The organism is Mycobacterium sp. UM_CSW, assembly GCF_000455205.1.
Classification (GTDB): domain Bacteria; phylum Actinomycetota; class Actinomycetes; order Mycobacteriales; family Mycobacteriaceae; genus Mycobacterium.
The window spans coordinates 87,774-109,648 of record NZ_AUWQ01000013.1; the positions used below are offsets into that span (position 1 = coordinate 87,774).

The 21,875-nt window shown below is 67.7% G+C and carries 21 protein-coding genes, 2 tRNA genes and 1 pseudogene; 17 read left to right on the plus strand and 7 right to left on the minus strand.

Going from position 1 to position 21,875, the window contains the following annotated elements; genetic code table 11:
* Positions 1 to 12: 12 nt before the first annotated feature.
* Together N415_RS06125 and N415_RS06130 are read right to left on the minus strand one after the other, a co-directional pair.
* The gene (locus N415_RS06125; RefSeq protein ID WP_068178337.1) at positions 13 to 1,581 is read right to left on the minus strand and encodes a glycoside hydrolase family 13 protein; all 1,569 of its coding nucleotides are present in this window, start codon (positions 1,579 to 1,581) and stop codon (positions 13 to 15) included.
* A 23-nt stretch (positions 1,582 to 1,604) separates the two neighbouring features.
* Complete coding sequence (locus tag N415_RS06130; RefSeq protein ID WP_068178378.1) at positions 1,605 to 1,994, minus strand: globin; 390 nt, start codon at positions 1,992 to 1,994, stop codon at positions 1,605 to 1,607.
* A 142-nt stretch (positions 1,995 to 2,136) separates the two neighbouring features.
* Between N415_RS06130 and N415_RS06135 the strand changes: the two genes are divergently transcribed.
* The 3 genes from N415_RS06135 to N415_RS06145 are packed head-to-tail and all read left to right on the plus strand — an operon-like array spanning position 2,137 to position 3,530.
* Entirely contained in the window at positions 2,137 to 2,784 is a 648-nt protein-coding gene (locus N415_RS06135; RefSeq protein ID WP_068104020.1) for an HNH endonuclease, read from the plus strand.
* Positions 2,785 to 2,839: 55 nt separating this feature from the next.
* Positions 2,840 to 3,076 (plus strand): hypothetical protein, encoded by a 237-nt coding sequence (locus tag N415_RS06140; RefSeq protein WP_068104022.1) that lies wholly within the window; start codon positions 2,840 to 2,842, stop codon positions 3,074 to 3,076.
* Positions 3,063 to 3,530: a DUF5130 domain-containing protein gene (locus N415_RS06145; RefSeq protein ID WP_068178340.1), complete on the plus strand. Its 468-nt coding sequence runs from the start codon at positions 3,063 to 3,065 to the stop codon at positions 3,528 to 3,530. Before N415_RS06140 ends, N415_RS06145 begins: the two co-directional genes overlap by 14 nt.
* Before the next feature lie 87 nt (positions 3,531 to 3,617).
* Here the strand turns inward: N415_RS06145 and pepN are convergent, their stop codons facing one another.
* Positions 3,618 to 6,200, minus strand: a complete 2,583-nt coding sequence (pepN, locus tag N415_RS06150) for an aminopeptidase N (protein WP_068178343.1) — start codon at positions 6,198 to 6,200, stop codon at positions 3,618 to 3,620.
* A 128-nt stretch (positions 6,201 to 6,328) separates the two neighbouring features.
* Between pepN and N415_RS06155 the strand changes: the two genes are divergently transcribed.
* From N415_RS06155 to N415_RS30485, 4 genes are all read left to right on the plus strand, one after another.
* Positions 6,329 to 6,952, plus strand: a complete 624-nt coding sequence (locus tag N415_RS06155; RefSeq protein ID WP_068178345.1) for an Rv2466c family mycothiol-dependent reductase — start codon at positions 6,329 to 6,331, stop codon at positions 6,950 to 6,952.
* A gap of 46 nt (positions 6,953 to 6,998) precedes the next feature.
* Positions 6,999 to 7,478 (plus strand): ribose-5-phosphate isomerase, encoded by a 480-nt coding sequence (locus N415_RS06160; RefSeq protein ID WP_068178381.1) that lies wholly within the window; start codon positions 6,999 to 7,001, stop codon positions 7,476 to 7,478.
* 3 nt (positions 7,479 to 7,481) lie between these two features.
* Positions 7,482 to 8,288: a DNA-formamidopyrimidine glycosylase family protein gene (locus N415_RS06165; protein WP_068178347.1), complete on the plus strand. Its 807-nt coding sequence runs from the start codon at positions 7,482 to 7,484 to the stop codon at positions 8,286 to 8,288.
* An 88-nt stretch (positions 8,289 to 8,376) separates the two neighbouring features.
* The gene (locus tag N415_RS30485; protein ID WP_239645460.1) at positions 8,377 to 8,652 is read left to right on the plus strand and encodes a hypothetical protein; all 276 of its coding nucleotides are present in this window, start codon (positions 8,377 to 8,379) and stop codon (positions 8,650 to 8,652) included.
* Between the two features lie 53 nt (positions 8,653 to 8,705).
* On the opposite strand, the gene N415_RS06170 is transcribed toward N415_RS30485, so the two are convergent.
* Both N415_RS06170 and N415_RS06175 read right to left on the minus strand, forming a co-directional pair.
* Positions 8,706 to 9,899: a serine hydrolase domain-containing protein gene (locus N415_RS06170; RefSeq protein WP_068178349.1), complete on the minus strand. Its 1,194-nt coding sequence runs from the start codon at positions 9,897 to 9,899 to the stop codon at positions 8,706 to 8,708.
* Positions 9,900 to 9,930: 31 nt separating this feature from the next.
* Positions 9,931 to 10,001: transfer RNA gene (locus N415_RS06175), tRNA-Gly, on the minus strand.
* 156 nt (positions 10,002 to 10,157) lie between these two features.
* Between N415_RS06175 and N415_RS06180 the strand changes: the two genes are divergently transcribed.
* The 4 genes from N415_RS06180 to clpP2 all read left to right on the plus strand — a co-directional run bounded on the left by N415_RS06180 (position 10,158) and on the right by clpP2 (position 13,065).
* Positions 10,158 to 10,234 (plus strand) — tRNA-Pro (locus N415_RS06180).
* 38 nt (positions 10,235 to 10,272) lie between these two features.
* A complete protein-coding gene (gene tig / locus N415_RS06185; RefSeq protein WP_068178352.1) occupies positions 10,273 to 11,715 on the plus strand; it encodes a trigger factor in 1,443 nt (480 codons plus the stop codon).
* Between the two features lie 127 nt (positions 11,716 to 11,842).
* Positions 11,843 to 12,433 carry an ATP-dependent CLP protease proteolytic subunit ClpP1 gene (clpP1, locus tag N415_RS06190; RefSeq protein ID WP_067159269.1) on the plus strand — a complete coding sequence of 197 codons (591 nt, stop codon included), beginning with the start codon at positions 11,843 to 11,845 and terminating at the stop codon, positions 12,431 to 12,433.
* Between the two features lie 8 nt (positions 12,434 to 12,441).
* Positions 12,442 to 13,065 carry an ATP-dependent CLP protease proteolytic subunit ClpP2 gene (gene clpP2 / locus N415_RS06195; protein WP_142281919.1) on the plus strand — a complete coding sequence of 208 codons (624 nt, stop codon included), beginning with the start codon at positions 12,442 to 12,444 and terminating at the stop codon, positions 13,063 to 13,065.
* Between the two features lie 54 nt (positions 13,066 to 13,119).
* Here the strand turns inward: clpP2 and mmuM are convergent, their stop codons facing one another.
* Positions 13,120 to 14,019, minus strand: a complete 900-nt coding sequence (gene mmuM / locus N415_RS06200) for a homocysteine S-methyltransferase (protein WP_068178354.1) — start codon at positions 14,017 to 14,019, stop codon at positions 13,120 to 13,122.
* 254 nt (positions 14,020 to 14,273) lie between these two features.
* On the opposite strand from mmuM, the gene clpX reads away from it, so the two are divergent.
* The 5 genes from clpX (at position 14,274) to mobA (ending at position 20,722) form a co-directional block, all read left to right on the plus strand.
* Complete coding sequence (gene clpX / locus N415_RS06205; protein ID WP_067159263.1) at positions 14,274 to 15,554, plus strand: ATP-dependent Clp protease ATP-binding subunit ClpX; 1,281 nt, start codon at positions 14,274 to 14,276, stop codon at positions 15,552 to 15,554.
* Positions 15,555 to 15,584: 30 nt separating this feature from the next.
* Complete coding sequence (locus N415_RS06210) at positions 15,585 to 16,823, plus strand: MFS transporter (RefSeq protein ID WP_068178356.1); 1,239 nt, start codon at positions 15,585 to 15,587, stop codon at positions 16,821 to 16,823.
* Between the two features lie 233 nt (positions 16,824 to 17,056).
* Positions 17,057 to 19,018 (plus strand): 2-oxoacid:acceptor oxidoreductase subunit alpha, encoded by a 1,962-nt coding sequence (locus N415_RS06215; RefSeq protein WP_081665093.1) that lies wholly within the window; start codon positions 17,057 to 17,059, stop codon positions 19,016 to 19,018.
* Positions 19,015 to 20,115: a 2-oxoacid:ferredoxin oxidoreductase subunit beta gene (locus N415_RS06220; RefSeq protein WP_068104042.1), complete on the plus strand. Its 1,101-nt coding sequence runs from the start codon at positions 19,015 to 19,017 to the stop codon at positions 20,113 to 20,115. Before N415_RS06215 ends, N415_RS06220 begins: the two co-directional genes overlap by 4 nt.
* Before the next feature lies 1 nt (position 20,116).
* Positions 20,117 to 20,722 carry a molybdenum cofactor guanylyltransferase gene (gene mobA, locus N415_RS06225; RefSeq protein WP_068178361.1) on the plus strand — a complete coding sequence of 202 codons (606 nt, stop codon included), beginning with the start codon at positions 20,117 to 20,119 and terminating at the stop codon, positions 20,720 to 20,722.
* A 37-nt stretch (positions 20,723 to 20,759) separates the two neighbouring features.
* On the opposite strand, the gene N415_RS31320 is transcribed toward mobA, so the two are convergent.
* The gene (locus N415_RS31320; protein ID WP_152531262.1) at positions 20,760 to 21,095 is read right to left on the minus strand and encodes a hypothetical protein; all 336 of its coding nucleotides are present in this window, start codon (positions 21,093 to 21,095) and stop codon (positions 20,760 to 20,762) included.
* A 517-nt stretch (positions 21,096 to 21,612) separates the two neighbouring features.
* On the opposite strand from N415_RS31320, the pseudogene N415_RS06230 reads away from it, so the two are divergent.
* Positions 21,613 to 21,875, plus strand: a pseudogene (locus N415_RS06230) (resuscitation-promoting factor RpfE); the annotation flags it as partial.

Sequence of the window (21,875 nt, forward strand, 5' to 3'; positions counted from 1 at the left end):
GGCTCGAGGGGCTCAGACCAGCCAGGCCGCCGCGTCCGGCGGCAGCTTGCCGTCGACCAGCGGCGCGCTGGCCAGGATCACCTCGCCCGGCGGCAAAGCCATCGGCAGCCGACCGGCGTTCAGCGCGCACACCAGCGCGCCGCCGTGCCGCTCGAAGATCAGCAGGTCGTCGTCGGCGGCCAGCCATTCGAGCTCGTCGCCGTCGAATTCGCTTCGCTCCCTGCGTAGTTGGATGGCCCGCCGGTAGAAGGACAGCGTCGAGTCTGGATCGTCGAGCTGCTTTTCGACGGTCAGCGCCGCCCAGTCGGCCGGCATCGGCAGCCAGGTGTCGGCGGTGCTGGAGAAGCCGAACGGGGGAGCGTCGCCCGACCAGGGCAGCGGGACCCGGCACTTGTCGCGGCCGCGTTCGGTGTGCCCCGAGCGTTCCCACGTCGGGTCCTGGAGCACCTCCTCGGGCAGGTCGAGGACATCGGGCAGGCCCAATTCCTCACCGTTATAGATGAATACCGCGCCGGGCAGGGCCAGCATCACCATCGCCATCGCCCGCGCCCGGCGCAGCCCGACCTCGCCGCCGCCGTAGCGGGTGACCTCCCGGCCCACGTCGTGGTTGGAAAGCGTCCAGGTCGGGGTGGCGTTCTCAATCGCGGTGGCTTCCAACGAATTCTGGATCGCGTCGTGGATTTCGCGCGCGTCGAAGTCGATCTTCGTCAGCCGGAAATTGAAGCCGAGATGCAGTTCGTCGGGCCGCAGGTACTCGGCCCAGAGCAGGTTGTCCATCACCCACACCTCGCCAATCGTCACCGCCGGCGAGTAGTCGTCGACGATCTTGCGGATTCCGCGGTGAATCTCGTGCACGCTCGGGTGGTTGAAGCGCGGGTCGTCGTCGCTGTGGCTCAACACCTTGACGTCGTCCTTGGCATCGGGCAGGCCCGGCGGCTTGGCCATCCCGTGGGCCACGTCGATGCGGAAGCCGTCCACGCCGCGCTCCAGCCAGAAGCGCAGCGTCTTCTCGAAGTCGTCGAAGACTTCGGGGTGCTCCCAGTTCAGGTCGGGCTGCTCGGCGTCGAAGAGGTGCAGGTAGTACTGGCCGGGGTTGCCGTCGGGTTCGATCACCCGGGTCCAGGCCGACCCGCCGAACACCGATGTCCAGTTGTTCGGCGGCAATTCGCCGTCGGGACCGAGGCCGTCGCGAAAGTAGTAGCGCTCGCGCGCGTCGGTGCCCGGACCGGCGGCCAGCGCCGCCTGAAACCACGGGTGCGCCGAACTGGTGTGGTTGGGCACCACGTCCATGGTGATCTTGATGCCCCGCTCGTGCGCCGCCGCGATCAGCCGCTCGATCGCGGCCATCCCGCCGAACAGCGGGTCGACGTCCCGCGGGTCGGCGACGTCATAGCCGTGGTCGGCCATCGGCGAAACGGTGACCGGGTTGAGCCAGATCGCGTCGATGCCGAGCTGCGTGAGGTAGTCCAGGCGGGCGGTCAACCCGTCCAGGTCGCCGACGCCGTCGCCGTCGCTGTCCGCGAACGACCGCGGATAGACCTGGTAGAAGACCGCGCTCAACCACCACGGCTCGGGGCTCATGCTGCTCCGTTCGGTTACTGGGATCAGAACGATGAATTGACCAGGGAGTGCGCGGCCATATCCAGGTATTCAAGCAACTCGCGGCGGTGTGCGTCGTCCAAAGTCTGCGAGTCGATGGAGGCGACGGCGGTGTGCATGCAGCGCAGCCAGGCGTCGCGCTCGATGGGGGTGATCCGGAACGGCGCGTGTCGCATCCGCAGCCGCGGATGCCCGCGCCGGTCGGAGTAGGTGCGCGGGCCGCCCCAGTACTGCTCGAGGAACATCCGCAGCCGCTCCTCGGCGCCCGCCAGGTCGTCCGCAGGGTACAGCTGAGAAAGAATCTCGTCCTCGGGGACCTGCGCGTAAAACCGCGACACAATCGCATTGAAGGTTTCGGCACCGCCGACGGCGTCGTAGAAGCTCACCTGATCCATCCCCTCCATTGTGGTGCATCGCCGGGTTGGCAAGGCGGTACGGCCCCGCGTCGCGCCTTCTGTTCACCGGTTTGTCACGGCGCGCACCAGCAATAAGGGTGCGTTCGGCGGCGAATCATGGTGGACTATCGGCGGAGGATCTATGGCGCATGGCAAGAGACGCCGCAGCCACCGCAGTTCCGGTGCCGCGGCAGGGTTAACCGGGCCCCCAACCGCGTCACCCCTGCATAGCGTCGATACCCACCCGCCTACCCGCCACGAAACCGCGTCGATCTGGAGCCGGCGGCGGGTGCTCCTGCTCAATTCCACCTACGAGCCGCTGACCGCGCTTCCGATGCGGCGGGCCATCGTCATGGTGATCTGCGGCAAGGCGGACGTGGTGCACGACGACCCGGCCGGGCCGGTCATCCACTCGGCGACCAGGTCGATCGTGGTGCCCTCCGTGATCCAGCTGCGGTCCTACGTGCGGGTTCCCTACCGGGCGCGCGTGCCGATGACCCGCGCCGCCCTGATGCACCGCGACCGTTTCTGCTGCGCCTACTGCGGGGCCAAGGCCGACACCGTCGACCACGTGGTGCCGCGCAGCCGCGGCGGTGACCACTCCTGGGAGAACTGCGTGGCGTGCTGTTCGACCTGCAATCACCGCAAGGGCGACAAGCTGCTCGCCGAATTGGGCTGGGCGCTGCGCCGCGCGCCGCTGCCGCCCACCGGGCAGCACTGGCGGCTGCTGTCGACGGTCAAGGAGCTGGACCCGTCCTGGGCCCGGTACCTCGGCGAGGGTGCAGCCTGACCAATCCCGTGTCCAAGTGTGCGGGTACATCACTCGGTGGGATACGGTTTGCGTCGTGAGCCCTGGAGAGATTCACCTTTACTTCATCGGAATCCCGCTGGCGCTGGTTGTGGTGCTGTCCCTGCTGATCTGGCGGCACAAGGGGCCCCACCCCGCGACCTACAAGATGTCGGAGAAGTGGACGCACCCGCCGATCCTGTGGGCCGCCACCGACGAAGACGTTGGCGGCGCGCATCACGGACACGGCACGTCGGAGTTCTCGGTGGGAGGTGGCGCCAGTGGCACATGGTGAGGTTGCGACGATCGAGCGCAGCGAGCTGCCCAAGGGTTCGGTGATCACCACCAGCGGGCGGATTTCCGGTGTTACCGAGCCGGGTGAGCTGTCCGTTCATTACCCGTTTCCGACCAAGGACCTGGTCGCCATCGACGACGCGCTGAAGTACGGCTCGCGGGCGTCTCGGGCGCGGTTCGCCATCTACCTCGGGGACCTGGGCAGCGACACCGCCGCGCGGGCCCGCGAGATTTTGGCCAAGGTGCCGACGCCCGACAACGCGGTGCTGCTCGCCGTGTCGCCCGACCAGTCCGTCATCGAGGTGGTCTACGGCTCGGCGGTACGCGGTCGTGGCGCCGAGTCGGCCGCACCGCTCGGGGTGGCCGCCGCCTCGTCGGCGTTCGAGCAAGGCCACCTGGTGGACGGGCTGGTCAGCGCGATCCGCGTGCTCAGCGCCGGGATCGCACCGGCCTAGCCTCCCGCCCACCACGCGAGGGCGCGTAAATGTACGCCGAATGCGGCGTGTCGGCGTACCAACGCGCGCGCTCGCCTGAAAGCAGGATCAGGATGCGTCGAACGTGCGGGCGCGCAGCGACCGCTTGACCCCGGCCTGACCTTCCAGCACCAGGCGCCGCAGCGCCGGCGGAATCTCCGGGTCGCTCAGGAACTCGTCGGCGGCCGCGATGCCGGCCTCGCTGATGTCCCAGTGCGGGTAGAGGCCGATCACCACGGTTTGGGCGACCTCGCTGGACCGCCGCGCCCAGACCCCGGCAATCGCGTCGAAGTAGCGCGCGGTGAACGGCTTGAGCAGCTCGTGCTGTCCCGGCGGGGCGATGCCAGCGATGATCGATCGGGCCGTGATGTTGGCTAGTGTGTCGTCCTCCATCACCGTCGTCCATGCCCGCTCCTTGACCTCGAGTTGGGGCCGTGCCGCCGCCGCTTGGGCGCCGTGGCGCTTGCCGGCGGCGGTCGGGTCACGCCGCACCTCGGCGTCGATGAACGGGGTCGCGGACCCGTCGGCGTCGATATCGCCGGCCGCGGCCAGCGCGGTCACGATGCGCCAGCGCAGGTCGGTGTCGATCTCCAGTCCGGCCAGACCCCGCTCGGCCGGGTCGTGATCCAGCAGGTCGGCCAGCGTCACCACGTGCCGTGTCGACAGGACGGACGTGCACAGCGTGTTGACGAACGCGAGCTGGTGATCCGATCCGGGCGCCGCGGCGCGGGCCAGCTCCAGCAGCCGGTCGGCGAACTGCGGCCAGCCGTGCTCGCGCGCCCAGCCCGGCTCGGCGTAGGACGCCAGCGCCGTCTGGGCCTGCATCAGCAGCCGTTGCGCCACCCCGACCTCGGTTTCGGCCTGCACGCCGCCGGAGACCAGCGCCACGAAATCGCGGGCGCGCAGCTCGGCCTCGCGGGTCATCTCCCACGCGGCCGACCACACCAGCGAGCGCGGCAGCGGCTCGGCGATATCGGCGATCCGCTCCAGCGCGGTCTGCAGCGACTGGCCGTCCAACCGCAGCGAACAGTAGGTCAGGTCGTCGTCATTGACCAGGATCAGCTTGCCGCGCGAAACCCCAACCAGCGCAGGCACTTCGGTGTCCGGGCCCTCGACGTCGAGTTCCTCGCGGTGCACCCGCACCAGCTTGCCGGCGCCATCTTCGTCGTAGATGCCGATCGCCAGCCGGTGCACCCGCGTCTCGCCCGCCCCGGGCGCGGCGCCGCTTTGGCGCACCACGAACCGGGTGAACTTGCCCTCAGCGCCCGGGCCGTCGACGTCGAAGTCAGGCCGCAGCGTGTTCAGGCCGGTGGTTTTCAGCCACTGCTGACCCCAGTCGGACAGGTCGCGACCGGACGCCTTTTCCAGCGCGGCGATCAGGTCGCTGAACGTGGCGTTGCCGTAGGCGTGCGTGCGGAAGTAGTCGCGCAGCCCGGCCAGGAAGTGCTCCAGCCCGACGTAGGCGACCAGCTGCTTGAGGACCGACGCGCCCTTGGCGTAGGTGATCCCGTCGAAGTTCACCTCGACGGCGGCCAGGTCGGGGATCTCGGCCGCGATCGGGTGCGTCGACGGCAGCTGGTCCTGGCGGTACGCCCACGACTTCTCGACGGTGGCGAACGTGGTCCACGCCTCGGTGAATTCGGTTGCCTCGCTTTGGCACAACACCGACGCGAAGGTCGCGAACGACTCGTTGAGCCACAGGTCGTCCCACCACGTCATGGTGACCAGGTCGCCGAACCACATGTGCGCCATCTCGTGCAGCACCGTCTCGGCGCGCCGCTCGTAGGAGGCCCGCGTGACCTTGCTGCGGAAGACGTAGTCCTCGAGGAAAGTCACCGCCCCCGCGTTTTCCATGGCGCCGGCGTTGAACTCGGGCACGAACAGCTGGTCGTACTTGCCGAACGCGTAGGGCAGGCCAAAGTTCTTGTGGTAGAAGCCGAATCCCTGTTTCGTCTGGGTGAATAACCGCTCGGCGTCCATGAATTCGGCCAGCGAGGCCCGGCAGTAGATGCCCAGCGGGATCTCGCCGTGTTCGTCGGTGTAGGAGTCCCTCCACTCGGCGTACGGGCCGGCGATCAGCGCCACCAGGTAGGTGCTCATCCGCGGGGTGGTGGCGAAGGTGTGTATGCCGTCCTCCACCGATACCGTCGCGCCGTTGGAGATCACCTTCCAGTGTTTGGGCGCGGTCACCCGCAGGTCGAACGTCGCCTTGAGGTCGGGTTGGTCGAAGCACGCGAACATGCGCTTGGCGTCGGCCGTTTCGAATTGCGAATACAGATAGACCTCGTCGTCCACCGGGTCGACGAAGCGATGCAGCCCCTCGCCGGTATTGGAGTAGCGGCAGTCGGCGTCGACGACGAGGACGTTTTGCTTATCCAGCCCGCGCAGCGGGATGCCGGTCGATTCGTCGTATCCGGACACGTCGAGTTCGCGGCCGTTGAGGGTGGCGCTGCGGATGGCGTCGGCGGCGATGTCGATGACGGTGTCGGCGCCGGCGAGCGCCTCGAACGCCACGGTGGTAGTGGACCGGAAGGTCCGGTCGCCCGGGCCGCCCGAGCCGTCGGTGACGTCGAGGCTGATCCGGTAGCTGTCAACGGTGATCAGGGCCGCGCGCTCGACGGCCTGGTCACGGGTGAGGTTTGGAAGGGCCACGCGTCCAACTTAAACGTGTTGGTGAACGCCTGGTAACCGGAGCGACGGGGCGGGAACACCCGCCGCGCGACTACGGTTGTGCTGAACGGTGTCCTGACCGTATCTGCTCTCGAGGAGAGGACCGCGCTATGTCCGAGAAGACCAACGAGAAAAACCGAGCCGATTTCTGGTTCGACCCGCTGTGTCCCTGGTGCTGGATCACGTCGCGCTGGATCCTCGAGGTGGAGAAGGTTCGCGACATCGAGGTGCACTTCCACGTCATGAGCCTGGCCATCCTCAACGAAAACCGCGAAGGCCTGCCCGACAAGTACCGCGAGATGATGAAGCACGCCTGGGGGCCGGTGCGGGTGGCGATCGCCGCGGAGCAGGCCCACGGCGCCAAGGTGCTGGACCCGCTGTACACCGCGATGGGCACCCGGATCCACAACGAGGACAACAAGAACCTCGAGGAGGTCATCAAGCTGTCGCTGGCCGACGCCGGCCTGCCGGCGGAGCTCGCCGAGGCCGCGCAGAGCGAGGACTACGACGAGGCGCTGCGCAAGAGCCACCACGAGGGGATGGACGCGGTCGGCGACGACGTCGGCACACCGACCATCCACGTCAACGGTGTGGCGTTCTTCGGGCCGGTGATCTCGAAGATCCCGCGCGGCGAGGAAGCGGGCAAGCTCTGGGACGCCTCGGTGACCTTCGCCTCGTATCCGCACTTCTTCGAGCTCAAGCGGACCCGCACCGAGCCGCCCCAGTTCGACTAGACCCTCGACTGGCCCCGGCGGGCGCGCGGCTGTAAAGATGGCGGGCATGCGCGTCTACCTGGGTTCTGACCACGCCGGATACGAGCTCAAGCAGCAGATCATCTCCCACCTCAAGGAATCCGGGCACGAGCCGATCGATTGCGGAGCGTTCAGCTACGACGCCGAGGACGACTACCCGGCCTTTTGCATCGCGGCCGCGACGCGCACGGTAGCCGACCCGGAGAGCTTGGGCATCGTGCTCGGCGGGTCGGGCAACGGTGAGCAGATCGCCGCCAACAAGGTGCCGGGAGCGCGCTGCGCGCTGGCGTGGAGCGTCGAGACCGCGACCCTGGCGCGCGAACACAACAACGCGCAGTTGATCGGCATCGGCGGCCGCATGCACACCGTCGAGGAGGCGTTGACGATCGTGGATGCCTTCCTGAGCGCGCAGTGGTCGAAAGCCGAACGCCACCAACGGCGTATCGACATCCTCGCCGAATACGAACGCACCCACCAGGCGCCGCCGGTGCCCGGCGCCCCGGCTTAAGAGATGCCCGAAGGGCACACCCTGCACCGGCTGGCCCGGCTGCATCAGCGCCGATACCGCGGGACGGCGGTCGCTGTGTCCAGCCCGCAGGGCCGGTTCGCGGACGCGGCGGCCGTCGTCGACGGCCGGGTGCTGCGGCGCACTAGCGCCTGGGGCAAGCACCTGTTTCACCACTATGACGGCGGCCCCATCGTGCACGTGCACCTCGGGTTGTACGGCGCCTTCACCGAGTGGGAGCGGCCCCACGATGCCCCGCTGCCCGAACCGGTCGGACAGGTGCGGATGCGGATGGTCGGCGCCGACTACGGCACCGACCTGCGTGGCCCGACGGTGTGCGAGGTCATCGACGAAGCTCAGGTCAGCGACGTGGTGGCCAAGCTCGGTCCCGACCCGCTGCGCAGCGATGCCGACCCGGCGTGGCCGTGGGCTCGAATCAGCAAGTCACGCAAGCCCATTGGCGCGCTGTTGATGGACCAGACCGTGATCGCCGGCGTGGGTAACGTCTACCGGAACGAGTTGCTGTTCCGCCACCGCATTGATCCGTTCCGGCCCGGCCGCGCGATCGGCGAGGCGGAGTTCGACGCGGCGTGGACCGATCTGGTGGCGCTGATGAAGGTCGGTTTGCGGCGCGGCCAGATCGTCGTGGTGCTGCCCGAACACGACCACGGCCCGCCGTCGTACCGGCAAGGGCGGCCACGCACCTACGTGTACCGGCGCGCGGGGGAGGCGTGCCGCGTGTGCGGCGGACCGATCCGCACCCAAGTGCTCGAGGGCCGAAACGTGTTCTGGTGCCCCAATTGCCAGAAGTGACGGAATCCTGCCACTGACAGGAAACCCCAAGCAAGAAACGCCGGCGTCTACTGTTTGGGCGCGGCTTCGGTCGGGTATGAATTGCGCCGTGAAACTCCTTCCACGTTTAGTTGCAACCGTTTTCGCGATTTTCGTCGGTCTGGGCCTGGCGGGGCTGGGCGCCGCCACCGAGGCGCAAGCGCAGCCCGGGCCGTTCCCGCAATGGTGCCCCGGGGACTTCTGGGACCCGGGATGGGGAGACAACTGGGACCGCGGGCACTGCCATGACAACTGGCGGGGGCCGGGCCCCAACCCGCACCCCGAACCGTGGCGTGGCCCCGGCGGCCCGGGCGGACCCGGCGGTCCTGGTTGGGACCATCGCTGATCCGTTGACCGAATGACCGCGCCCCGTCGGCAACGGTTCGGCGGGGTGCGGTCTTACGTTTGGGCGCGCTCGATGACGCCCAGCGCGGCGTAGACCTCGTCGCTCAGCGCGACGCTCCGCGGGTCGGCGTTGGCCTTGGTGGCGTCGAAGCGATTCATCACGTATGCGTAGCCGATTCGGTGCTCGAGGTCGACAAACCCGAATGAGCCACCCAGGCCGCCGTGGCCGAAGATGCGGGGATTGGGGCCGTTGACGCACCGCTGGTTGAGCATGTAGCCCAGGCCCCAGCCGTGGTCGGCGACGCGCGGGCCCAGCACCAGGTCGGTTTCAAAGCCGCCCTGCGACACCCGGACCCGTTCCATGTGCTCGCGGGTCAGCAGCCGCTCCTGCGCGAGCCCGTTATAGAACGTCGCCAGTCCCAGCGCCGACACCTGGCCGTTGGTGCCGGGGAACTCGAGCTGGCGCCACAGCTCCAGGTCGTGCGAGCCGAGTTCGTCGTCGGGGGCGAAGCCCATCGATATCGACAGCGCCGCCTTGGGGTGTTCGGTCAGGCTGGTCGGGTAGCCGGGCGCCTGCGCTTCGGCCAGCAGGTCCCGGGCGTGCGGCTTGTTGACCCGCTCGGCGCAGCGCCGTTGCTCGGCGGGCGACAGGCCGATGTGGACGTCGGCGCCGAGCGGTTCGGCGATCTCGGTGCGCAGGTACTCGCCGACGGTGCGGCCCGTGACGCGGCGGAACACTTCGCCGAGGATGAAGCCGAACGTGGTCATGTGGTAGCCCTGCGCGGTGCCGGGCTCCCACCACGGTTCGGCGGCGGCGAGCTGCCCGCAGACGAAGTCCCAGTCGGCGACGTCCTCCCAGCGCATCCGGGTGCGCGGCCCGATGACGCCGGAGCGGTGGCTCATCACCATGGCCAGCGTGATGGCTTCCTTGCCCGCCTGTGCGAACTCGGGCCAATAGCGCGCCACCGGCGCGTACAAGTCCAGCTCGCCGCGGTCGGCCAGCTGGTGGATGCAGGTGGCCGTCATCCCCTTGGTGCCCGACAGGACCGTCGTCAGGGTGTTCTGTTGCCACGGCCGGGTGCAAGCGGCGTCGGCCCAACCGCCCCAGAGGTTGACGACGAGCTCCCCGTCGACCCACACCGCGACGGCCGCCCCAACCTCGCCCTGCAGCACAAAGTTGCGCTCGAACGCGTCGCGCACACCGACGAAGTCGGAAGCACATGAGCCCTTCAGTTCGACGTCGCTCATGGCGCCTTTCTGTCGAGCAAGCATCAGCCCGAGCGGGCGACGGGAATCGAACCCGCGTAGCTAGTTTGGAAGACTAGGGCTCTACCATTGAGCTACGCCCGCAAGTTTTAGTCGAGCGAGACTGTATCTGGCGGCGAACATCAAATCTAATCGAAGCGGTTTTGTGATCGCCCCGTGAGGTCCCGCACGTCTTGACGGTCGCTGCGGAGCCGACGGCCACCTTTGCGGTGAAGGGCCGTAGGATCTGCGAGGTCAGCGCGGGGTGTAGCGCAGCTTGGTAGCGCATCCGCTTTGGGAGCGGAAGGCCGCAGGTTCAAATCCTGTCACCCCGACCAATACTGCGCCGATCCACCGAATACCGAGGAGCACACCCGTGAAGAGCAGCGTCGAGCAGTTGAGCCCCACCCGGGTGCGCATCAACGTTGAGGTGCCGTTCACCGAACTCGAGCCCGATTTCCAACGCGCCTACAAGGAGCTGGCCAAGCAGGTCCGGCTGCCCGGATTCCGGCCCGGCAAGGCGCCGGCCCGGCTGCTCGAGGCGCGTTTCGGCCGCGAGGCGATGCTCGACCAGGTCGTCAACGACGCGCTGCCGGCCCGGTACGGACAAGCGGTCGCCGAGGCCGAGGTCGAGCCGATCGGCCAGCCCGAGATCGAGGTCACCAAGAAGGAGTACGGCGAGGAGCTGGCGTTCACCGCCGAGGTCGACGTGCGTCCGAAGATCACCCTTCCCGACCTCGGCTCGCTGAAGGTCTCGGTCGACCCGATCGAGGTCAGCGACGACGACGTCGACGCCGAACTGGAGTCGTTGCGCGCGCGGTTCGCCTCCTTGGAAGAGGTGGACCGCCCGGTGGAGCAGGGCGACTTCCTCTCAATCGACCTGTCGGCCACAGTCGGCGGCGAGGACGTGCCGAACGCGGGCGCCGAGGGGCTGTCCTATGAGGTCGGCTCCGGCCGGCTCATCGCCGGGCTCGACGACGCGGTGGTGGGGCTCTCCCTCGACGAGTCGAAGGAGTTCACCGCGAAGCTGGCGGCCGGCGAACACGCCGGCGAAGACGCGCAGGTCACCGTCACCGTCCGGTCGATCAAGGCGCGCAAGCTGGACGAGCTCAACGACGAGTTCGCCCAATTGGCCAGCGAGTTCGACACGATCGACGAGCTGCGGTCCAACCTTCGCGAGCAGGTGGGCCGGGTCAAGCGCGCCCAGCAGGCGGAGCAGATCCGCGACGCCACGATCGACGCGATTCTCGAGCAGGTCGACGTGCCGCTGCCCGAGGCGATCGTGAAGGCTCAGGTCGACAGCGCGGTGCACAACGCGCTGCACAGCTTCGAGCACGACGAGGCCAAGTTCGCGGAGGCGCTGCGCGAGCAGGGTAAGTCGCGCCAGCAGTTCGAGGTCGACGCGCACAACGCCGCCGAGTCGGACGTCAAGAAGCAGCTGTTGTTGGACGCGCTGGCCGACGAGCTGGGAATCCAGGTCGGCCAGGAGGACCTGACCGAGCGACTGGTGATGACGTCCCGGCAGTACGGCATCGAGCCGCAGCAGCTGTTCACCTACCTGCAGGAGAACAACCAGCTGGGGGCCATGTTCGCCGACGTGCGCCGCGGACTGGCCGTCGCGGCGGCGGTGGAGGCGGCGACCGTCACCGACACCGATGGCAACACCATCGACACGAGCGAGTTCTTCGGCAAGCGGGGCGAAGCCCCGGACGAGGCCGCGGAGGCTCCGGACGACGCCGACGAGGTCGAGGCGGCCGACGAGGCTAAGGATTCCGAGGACGCCGACGAAACCGCTGAGGCCGACGACGAGGCAAAGTGACCCGCGATGACGCTGTGAGCGAACGGGCCCATTTCAGGGGGCGCGCGACCGGCACACGGCGGGCTTGGTTGGTTAGGGTCGGAACAGAGAAGAACTCGAGAAAGCAGGTAACCCAGTCGTGACTGACATGCGTTCGCCCTCGCAGGGGCTCAACCTCACGGACTCGGTCTATGAGCGCTTGCTCTCCGAGCGCATCATCTTCCTGGGTTCGGAGGTGAACGACGAGGTCGCCAACCGGCTGTGCGCGCAGATCCTGCTGCTCGCCGCGGAGGACGCCGACAAGGACATCTCGCTCTACATCAACTCCCCGGGCGGATCGATCAGCGCCGGGATGGCGATCTACGACACCATGGTGCTGGCGCCCTGCGACATCGCCACATACGCGATGGGCATGGCCGCCTCGATGGGCGAGTTCCTGCTCGCGGCCGGCACCAAGGGCAAGCGCTACGCGCTGCCGCACGCCCGGATCCTGATGCACCAGCCGCTGGGCGGGGTGACCGGCAGCGCGGCCGACATCGCCATCCAGGCCGAGCAGTTCACGGTCATCAAGAAGGAGATGTTCCGGCTCAACGCCGAATTCACCGGCCAGTCCATCGAACGGATCGAGGCCGACTCCGACCGCGACCGCTGGTTCACCGCCCAGGAAGCCCTCGAATACGGTTTCGTCGACCACATCATCACCCGCGCCGCTCACATCACCAACGGAGAAGCCCAGTGAATCCCGAAATGCAACCCCAGGCGCGGTACATCCTGCCGTCGTTCATCGAGCACTCCAGCTTCGGTGTCAAGGAGTCCAACCCGTACAACAAGCTGTTCGAGGAGCGCATCATCTTCCTCGGCGTGCAGGTCGACGACGCGTCGGCGAACGACATCATGGCGCAGCTGCTGGTGCTGGAGTCGCTGGACCCGGACCGCGACATCACCATGTACATCAACTCGCCCGGCGGCGGGTTCACCTCGCTGATGGCGATCTACGACACCATGCAATACGTGCGCGCCGACATTCAGACCGTGTGCCTGGGCCAGGCCGCGTCGGCGGCGGCGGTGCTGCTGGCCGCCGGGACGCCGGGCAAGCGGATGGCGCTGCCCAACGCCCGCGTGCTGATCCACCAGCCGTCGCTGTCCGGCGTGATCCAGGGCCAGTTCTCCGACCTGGAGATCCAGGCCGCCGAGATCGAGCGGATGCGCACGCTGATGGAGACCACGTTGGCCCGCCACACCGGCAAGGACGCGTCGGTCATCCGCAAGGACACCGACCGGGACAAGATCCTGACGGCCGAAGAGGCCAAGGACTACGGGATCATCGACACCGTCCTGGAATACCGCAAGCTCTCCGCGCAGACGGCCTGACACCTCGCCGAGCCTGTAATGCTGCAGGGAAAGTGCGAGTAGCGTGCGGCGAAATTACAGGCTCGATGCAAGCGCCCTCGACACTTCGGCGATGTCGGCCGGCCCCACACGGCAGCAGCCGCCGATGATGCGAGCACCGGCGGCCGCCCACTGCTCGGCCAAGCGCGCCGAGAAATGCGATCGACCGACCCACGCGCGTCCGTCCCAGCGCTCGCCGCTGTTCGGATAGACGATCACCGGCTTGCCGACCGCGCGGGCCAGCGGGATCGCGGGCAGCACGTCGCCGGGCGCGCAGCAGTTGACGCCGATAGCGACGATCTCCGGGACGCCGGCGGCCACCGCGAACGCCTCGGCCAGCGGTTGTCCGGCGCGGGTCGTCGCCCCCTCGATGGTGTAGCTGAGCCACGCCGGCACGCCGGCGGAGCGGACCAGATCGACGAGCGCCTCGGCCTCGTCGACGTCGGGCACCGTCTCGCACGCCAGCACGTCGGCGCCGGCGGCGGCCAGGACCTCCAGCCGCGGCCGGTGCCAGCGCCGCAACTCCGCGACCGACAGGCCGTAGCGGCCGCGATACTCCGACCCGTCGGCCAGCGCCGCGCCGTACGGGCCGACGGAGGCGGCGACGATCAGCCCGCCCGCGCCGGCTTCGGCGCGCGCCGCCTTCGCCAGCTCGACGCTGCGGCGCAGCAGGGCGGCGGATTCGTCCCGGTCGATTCCGCGAGCCGCGAAACCCTCGAACGACGCCTGATAGCTGGCCGTGGTCGCGATCGCGGCGCCGGCCCGGAAAAACGCGGCGTGCACGGCGACGATCTCCTGCGGCGCGTCTGTAAGCAGCCTGGCCGACCACAGCGGGTCCGAAAGATCGTGCCCGCGCGCCTCCAGCTCGGTGGCCAGGCCGCCGTCGCCGATCAGCACGGGCTCGGTTGGCCCTCCAAAACCGAAAGCCAATCCCACTCGATAACTGTAGGGTTGTGGCAGCCCACTGGACTCGATCGGGTAACGAGCGCGACACGCCAAAAACACGGATTGCGCGTCTCGGCGAGTGAGGGGCGCCGTCTGCCTATATGTTTCATGCAGACAACGGACATGAATACCAACGACGCGATTCGGCGGTAATGGTCGCGGGGGGCCCAAGCAAGCGGGTAGCGTCGGGGAATACATGCGGCATAGCACGACGAACGGCGAACAGGAAGTAGGCCCTCAGCACCATGGCGCGCATCGGAGACGGCGGTGACCTGCTTAAGTGCTCGTTCTGCGGGAAGAGCCAAAAGCAAGTCAAGAAACTCATTGCTGGCCCCGGTGTGTACATCTGCGATGAGTGCATAGACCTCTGCAACGAGATCATCGAAGAGGAACTCGCCGACGCCGACGACGTCAAGCTCGACGAACTGCCCAAGCCCGCCGAGATCCGGGAATTCCTGGAGGGATACGTCATCGGGCAGGACACCGCCAAGCGCACGCTGGCCGTCGCCGTCTACAACCACTACAAGCGGATCCAGGCCGGGGAGAAGGGCCGCGACTCGCGGTCCGAGCCCGTCGAGCTGACCAAGTCCAACATCTTGATGCTCGGCCCCACCGGCTGCGGCAAGACCTACCTCGCCCAGACCCTGGCCAAGATGCTCAACGTGCCGTTCGCCATCGCCGACGCCACCGCGCTCACCGAGGCCGGTTACGTCGGCGAGGACGTCGAGAACATCTTGCTCAAGCTGATCCAGGCGGCCGACTACGACGTCAAGCGCGCCGAGACCGGCATCATCTACATCGACGAGGTCGACAAGATCGCCCGCAAGAGCGAGAACCCGTCGATCACCCGCGACGTGTCCGGCGAGGGCGTCCAGCAGGCCCTGCTGAAGATTTTGGAGGGCACCCAGGCGTCGGTTCCCCCGCAGGGCGGCCGCAAGCACCCGCACCAGGAATTCATCCAGATCGACACCACCAACGTGTTGTTCATCGTCGCGGGTGCGTTCGCCGGGCTGGAGAAGATCATTTATGAGCGGGTCGGCAAGCGCGGCCTGGGCTTCGGCGCCGAGGTGCGCTCCAAGGCCGAGATCGACACCACCGACCACTTCGCCGACGTCATGCCCGAGGACCTGATCAAGTTCGGCCTGATCCCGGAGTTCATCGGGCGGCTCCCGGTGGTCGCGTCGGTCACCAACCTGGACATGGAGTCGTTGGTCAAGATCCTGTCCGAGCCGAAGAACGCGTTGGTCAAGCAGTACACCCGCCTGTTCGAAATGGACGGCGTGGAGCTGGAGTTCACCGACGACGCGCTGGAGGCGATCGCCGACCAGGCTATCCACCGCGGCACCGGCGCCCGAGGCCTGCGCGCGATCATGGAAGAGGTCCTGCTGCCGGTGATGTACGACATCCCGAGCCGCGACGACGTCGCCAAGGTCGTGGTGACCAAGGAGACGGTCCAGGACAACGTCCTGCCGACGATCGTGCCGCGCAAGCCGTCGCGCAGCGAACGCCGCGACAAGAGCGCCTAAGCAATTCCCTGATTCCGGCCGCCTGAAGCTTTGAACAGCCCGGCCGAGGTTCCGCGGCGCCTGGCGCACGGGCTGGACCTGCTCAACTTCCTGCTGGCCGATGTTCGTGACGGGTTGGGCCCGTACCTGTCGGTCTACCTGCTGGTGACCCATCACTGGGACCAGGGGTCGATCGGGTTCGTCATGGCGGTCGGCGGCATCGGGGCGATCGTCGCTCAGGCGCCGGCCGGCGCGCTGGTCGACCGGACGACGGCCAAGCGGGCGGTGATCATCGCGGGCGCGCTGACCGTCACCGCCGGATCGTTGGCGATGCCGTTGTTTCCGGGCTTATATTCGATCTCGGTGCTGCAGGCTCTCACCGGAGTCGCCGGTTCCGTCTTCGCGCCGGCGTTGGCCGCCATTACGCTCGGCGCGGTCGGCCCCCGTCTCTTCGCGCGCCGGGTAGGGCGCAACGAGTCGTTCAACCATGCCGGAAACGCCTCGGCCGCCGCCGTCACCGGCGGCTTGGCTTACTTCCTTGGGCCCGCGGTGGTGTTCTGGGTACTCGCCGCGATGGCGGCCGGCAGTGTCGTTGCGACCCTGCGGATTCCGGCCGACGCGATCGACAACGATGTGGCGCGGGGCATGGACCACTCCCCGGGCGAGCCGCACCAGCAGCCGTCGCGGCTGGCGGTGCTGCTGCACAATCGCCGGCTGATGATTTTCGCCGTCACGGTCATCGCCTTTCACTTCGCCAACGCGGCGATGCTTCCCCTGGTCGGCCAGCTGTTGGCGTTGCACAACAAAGACGTCGGGACGGCGCTGATGGCGGGGTGCATCGTGGCCGCGCAGGTCGTGATGGTCCCGGTGGCCTACCTGGCCGGGGCCAAGGCCGATTCCTGGGGGCGCAAACCCATTTTCTTGGTCGGCTTCGCGGTCTTGGCCGCGCGCGGATTTCTCTACACCCTGTCCGACAACTCGTACTGGCTGGTGGGCGTCCAACTGCTCGACGGCGTGGGGGCGGGTGTGTTCGGCGCGTTGTTTCCGCTCGTCGTGCAGGACGTGACGCACGGAACCGGTCGGTTCAATATCAGCCTGGGTGCGGTGACGGCGGCGACGGGCATCGGCGCTGCGGTCTCGAACCTGGTTGCCGGCTCGATCGTGGTGGCGGCCGGCTACGACGCGGCCTTCGCCTTCCTCGGTGCCCTGGCCGCCGCGGGCCTCGTGTTGTATCTCGTCGCGATGCCCGAGACGGCGCCTCAGCGCATGTCGGGCAGGCGATCAACGTGACCAATACCACACTTTCGCTGCCTACGCACCAGTAGCCCGCGCTGACTTCGGCATTTAACCGTAAATCCGCTGCATGCAATGCTTTCGAGACGCCCATGCTTCTCTTAAAGAAGTGCCATAATTGGTACTACCAGTGACACACAAGCTTGTGGGCCAGGGAGCCGCCCCAGCGGCGCGTACCCTAATGCTCCAGCGCGAAGTGCCTATCCGGTTAACGAATGGAAGGCGGATAAGTGGATCCGAACGGCAGTGGGGCCGGGTCTGATTCTCCCAATGGCTCCTCTCGCAATGGGTCGGACCGCCAGCGTCTAGAACAAGTTGTCATTCGATTCGCCGGGGACTCCGGCGACGGCATGCAGCTGACCGGCGACCGGTTCACCTCCGAGGCAGCCCTTTTCGGCAACGACCTGGCGACCCAGCCGAACTATCCCGCCGAGATCCGCGCCCCCGCAGGCACATTGCCCGGGGTTTCGTCGTTCCAGATTCAGATCGCCGACTACGACATCCTGACCGCCGGCGACCGCCCCGACGTCCTCGTCGCGATGAATCCGGCGGCGCTCAAGGCCAACATCGGGGACCTGCCGCGCGGCGGAATGGTCATCGCGAATTCCGACGAGTTCACCAAGCGCAACCTGACCAAGGTGGGCTACGTAACGAACCCGCTGGAGACCGACGAGCTCGAGGAATACGTCGTGCACTCCGTCGCGATGACGACGCTGACGCTCGGGGCCGTCGAGTCGATCGGCGCGTCGAAGAAGGACGGCCAGCGCGCCAAGAACATGTTCGCGCTCGGCCTGCTGTCGTGGATGTACGGGCGGCCGATCGAGACCAGCGAGCGGTTCATCCGGGAGAAGTTCGCCCGCAAGCCCGACGTCGCCGAGGCCAACGTGCTCGCGCTCAAGGCGGGCTGGAACTACGGCGAAACCACGGAGGCGTTCGGGACGACGTACGAGGTCTCGCGGGCGGTCCTGCCGTCGGGCGAATACCGCCAGATCTCGGGCAACACCGCGCTGTCCTACGGCATCGTCACGGCCGGCCAGCTGGCCGGGATCCAGGTCGTGCTCGGCAGTTACCCGATCACGCCGGCCTCGGACATCCTGCACGAGCTGTCCAAGCACAAGAACTTCAACGTGATCACCTTCCAGGCCGAGGACGAGATCGGCGGCATCTGCGCGGCGATCGGCGCGTCCTACGGCGGCGCCCTCGGCGTCACCAGCACGTCCGGCCCGGGCATTTCGCTGAAGTCCGAAGCGCTGGGCCTGGCCGTGATGACCGAGCTGCCGCTGCTGGTCATCGACGTTCAGCGGGGCGGCCCGTCGACCGGCCTGCCCACCAAGACCGAGCAGGCCGACCTGCTGCAGGCGCTGTACGGCCGCAACGGGGAGTCCCCGGTGGCGGTGGTCGCGCCGCGTTCGCCGTCCGACTGCTTCGAGACCGCCATCGAGGCGGTACGCATCGCGGTGTCCTACCACACCCCGGTGATCGTGTTGTCCGACGGCGCGATCGCCAACGGCTCGGAGCCGTGGCGCATCCCGGACGTCGGCTCGCTGCAACCGATCACGCACGCCTTCGCCAAGCCCGACGAGCCCTTCCAGCCGTACAACCGCGACCCGGAGACCCTCGCCCGGCAATTCGCCGTCCCCGGCACCCCCGGGCTCGAGCACCGCATCGGCGGCCTGGAAGCGGCGAACGGCTCCGGCAACATCTCCTATGAGCCGGTCAACCACGACCTCATGGTCCGGATTCGGCAGGCCAAGATCGACGGCATCGCGGTGCCCGACCTGGAAGTCGACGATCCGACGGGAGACGCCGAGCTGCTGCTGATCGGGTGGGGGAGCTCGTACGGGCCGATCGGCGAGGCCTGCCGGCGCGCCCGGCGCAAAGGCATCAAGGTCGCGCACGCGCACCTGCGCAACCTCAGCCCGTTCCCGGCGAACCTCGGCGACGTGTTACGGCGCTACCCGATGGTGGTATGCCCGGAGATGAACCTGGGTCAGCTCGCGCTGATCCTGCGCGGCAAGTACCTGGTGGACGTGCAATCGGTCACCAAGGTCCAGGGTGTGGCCTTCCTGGCGGACGAGATCGGGCGTCTGATCCGCGCCGCGCTGGGCGGCACGCTGGCCGAAATCGAGCAAGACAAGAAGATGGTCGCCAGAATGGCGGCAGCGACGGTTGGAGCGGGAGCTAGCGAATGACCGACCTGATGGGCAATCTGGCGGGCACGGACCTCGGCTTGTCCCCGAGGCTTACCAAGAACGACGGGGTCCCCGCGTTGTCCGCCGAGGACCAGCCGCAGAAGGCCAAGGACTTCACCAGTGATCAGGAGGTGCGCTGGTGCCCCGGTTGTGGTGACTACGTCATCCTCAACACGATCCGCAACTTCCTACCCGACCTCGGGCTGCGCCGCGAAAACATCGTCTTCATCAGCGGCATCGGCTGCTCCAGCCGCTTCCCGTACTACCTGGAAACCTACGGCTTCCACTCGATCCACGGCCGGGCGCCGGCCATCGCGACCGGCCTGGCGCTGGCCCGCGAGGACCTCTCGGTGTGGGTGGTCACCGGTGACGGCGACGCGCTGTCGATCGGCGGCAACCACCTGATCCACGCGCTGCGCCGCAATGTCAACATCACGATCCTGCTGTTCAACAACCGGATCTACGGGCTGACCAAGGGCCAGTACTCGCCGACGTCCGAGGTCGGCAAGGTCACGAAGTCAACGCCGATGGGCTCGCTCGATCAGCCGTTCAACCCGGTGTCGTTGGCGCTGGGCGCCGAGGCGACCTTCGTCGGCCGCGCGCTGGACTCCGACCGCGCCGGCCTCACCGAAGTGCTGCGCGCCGCCGCCGAGCACCGCGGCGCCGCCGTCGTCGAAATCCTGCAGGACTGCCCGATTTTCAACGACGGCTCCTTCGACGCGCTGCGCAAGGAGGGCGCCGAGGAGCGGGTGATCAACGTCCGCCACGGCGAGCCGATCGTGTTCGGCGCCAACGGCGAATACTGCGTGGTGAAGTCGGGCTTCAGCCTGGAAGTGGCCAAGACGGCCGACGTGCGCACCGACGAGATCGTGGTGCACGACGCGCACGCCGACGACTCGGCCTACGCGTTTGCGCTGTCACGGCTTTCGGACCAGAACCTCGACCACACCGTGCTGGGCATCTTCCGCAACATCAGCCGGCCCACCTACGACGACGCGGCGCGCGCTCAGGTCCACGCCGCGCAGGCGTCGAAGCCGTTCGATTCCGCCGCGCTGCAATCCCTGCTGCGCGGGCGCGACACCTGGACCGTCGACTGACATGGCCGACCAGGGACCCGACACAGTGCCACTGGCCGGGGTGATAGTCGCTGGGGGCGAGTCGCGCCGCATGGGCCGCGACAAGGCCACCCTGCCCGGGCCCGGCGGACCGGGCACGCTCGCCGAGTACGTCGTCGGCATCGTCGCGCAACGCTGCGAGCCGGTCTTCGTGATGGCCGCCCCGGGGCAGCCGCTGCCGTCGCTGCAGGCACGTGTGATTCGCGACGAGGTGCGGGGGCTGGGGCCGCTGTCGGCGACGGGGCGGGGATTGCGCGCGGCCGCGGAGGCCGGCGCCCGGCTCGCGTTCGTCAGCGCCGTCGACATGCCGCTACTGACCGCCGAACTCATCGACGACCTGGTCCACCTCGCCACCGAGACCAACGCCGAGGTGGTGTTGCCGTGGGACGGCCGCAGCCACTACCTGGCCGCGGTGTACCGCACCGATCTCGCCGATCGGATCGACGCGCTGGTCGCCGCCGGCGAGCGCAGAATGAGCGCCCTGATCGACGCCTCGGATGCGCAGCAGATCGTGCTGCGGGATTCGCGCGCCCTGACCAACGTCAACACCGAGGCGGAGCTGCGCGCGGCGACGCAGGCGCGCGTCTGACCTAAGCGGTTCCGCCATTTAATTGGCGACCGAAGCGCTATTCAATGAATCGCTTCGCGCCAATTCGCGTCTTTGTTTCGAGCATAAGTCCGTAGTCCGTCGTTATCTGCGCAATGGCGCCCGCGGCGGGGCCCATCGCTTCGTCGAATCGCCTTGGTGCGGAGCGGTTTTCAGGATCCGGACAATCAGCCGCGCACTCCGCCGATGCGGAAATCCGGGACCGTTCCGGCAAATTGCAGGCTTGGTATCGAAAACAGTTGGCACGTTTGATAATTGGATTATGAATGCGGAATCCATTGCCGTGCAGCAGCTTTGGGTCGGTGACCGCCTGGTCCGTCCGTTCCGGTGCGTCGGAGGCGATCTCACGTATCATGTTGTATCCTGCGCCGGTTCAGCGTCGCGCGCCGGGGCGGGATATGCGCACTCAGGATGTCTCGCCGAGCCGGCAAACGCGTGTGCCAGCTCACAAAAAGGGCGTGATTCGGCTCACGATTCGATTGGGATTCCGACGTATGGGCACGGCGCGAAAACGCCGGACTGACCTGCAGAGATGATTCTGCGATCGCGGCGTGATTCGCTCGTTACCGAACCGAGATATCCGTTTCCTGAAGATGACGAACGCCCGCGGGTTTCGTACGGTCCCTGGTAGCCCGCAACGGGTTAACGGATAAGTAATCGAAAATTGAAAACACGGACCCGCGTGCGAGCGGGGCTGCGGACGGCATGGAAGCGCCGCGGCCCGGGGTAGGACCCCGCCGGGCAGATCGAGAGCCCGCCGCTGTCGTGCCCGAACGAGACGGCACGTCCCAGAGCACCTTTTCGGCATCAACCAAACCTTCGACCCACTCCGGTGGGTCTGCTTTGGCGCGCGCACCGCGAAAGGAAGAAATTTGAAGAACGTCCGCAAGACGCTCATCCTCGCCGCGATCTCCGGCACCCTGGTGACGGTGCCCTCCGCCACCGCCACCGCGGAACCGATGGGCTTTGACCCGAACGTTCCCCCCATCGGGGCCCCCGACGCGCCCCCGCCGCCGGCTCCGGACGCTCCGCCGGCAGCTCCCGCGGCCTTCGACCCCAACGTTCCGCCGCCGGCGGCCCTCCCGGACGCCCTGGCGCCTGTCGACGTGCCTCCCGCGCCGGACGCCCCGCCGCC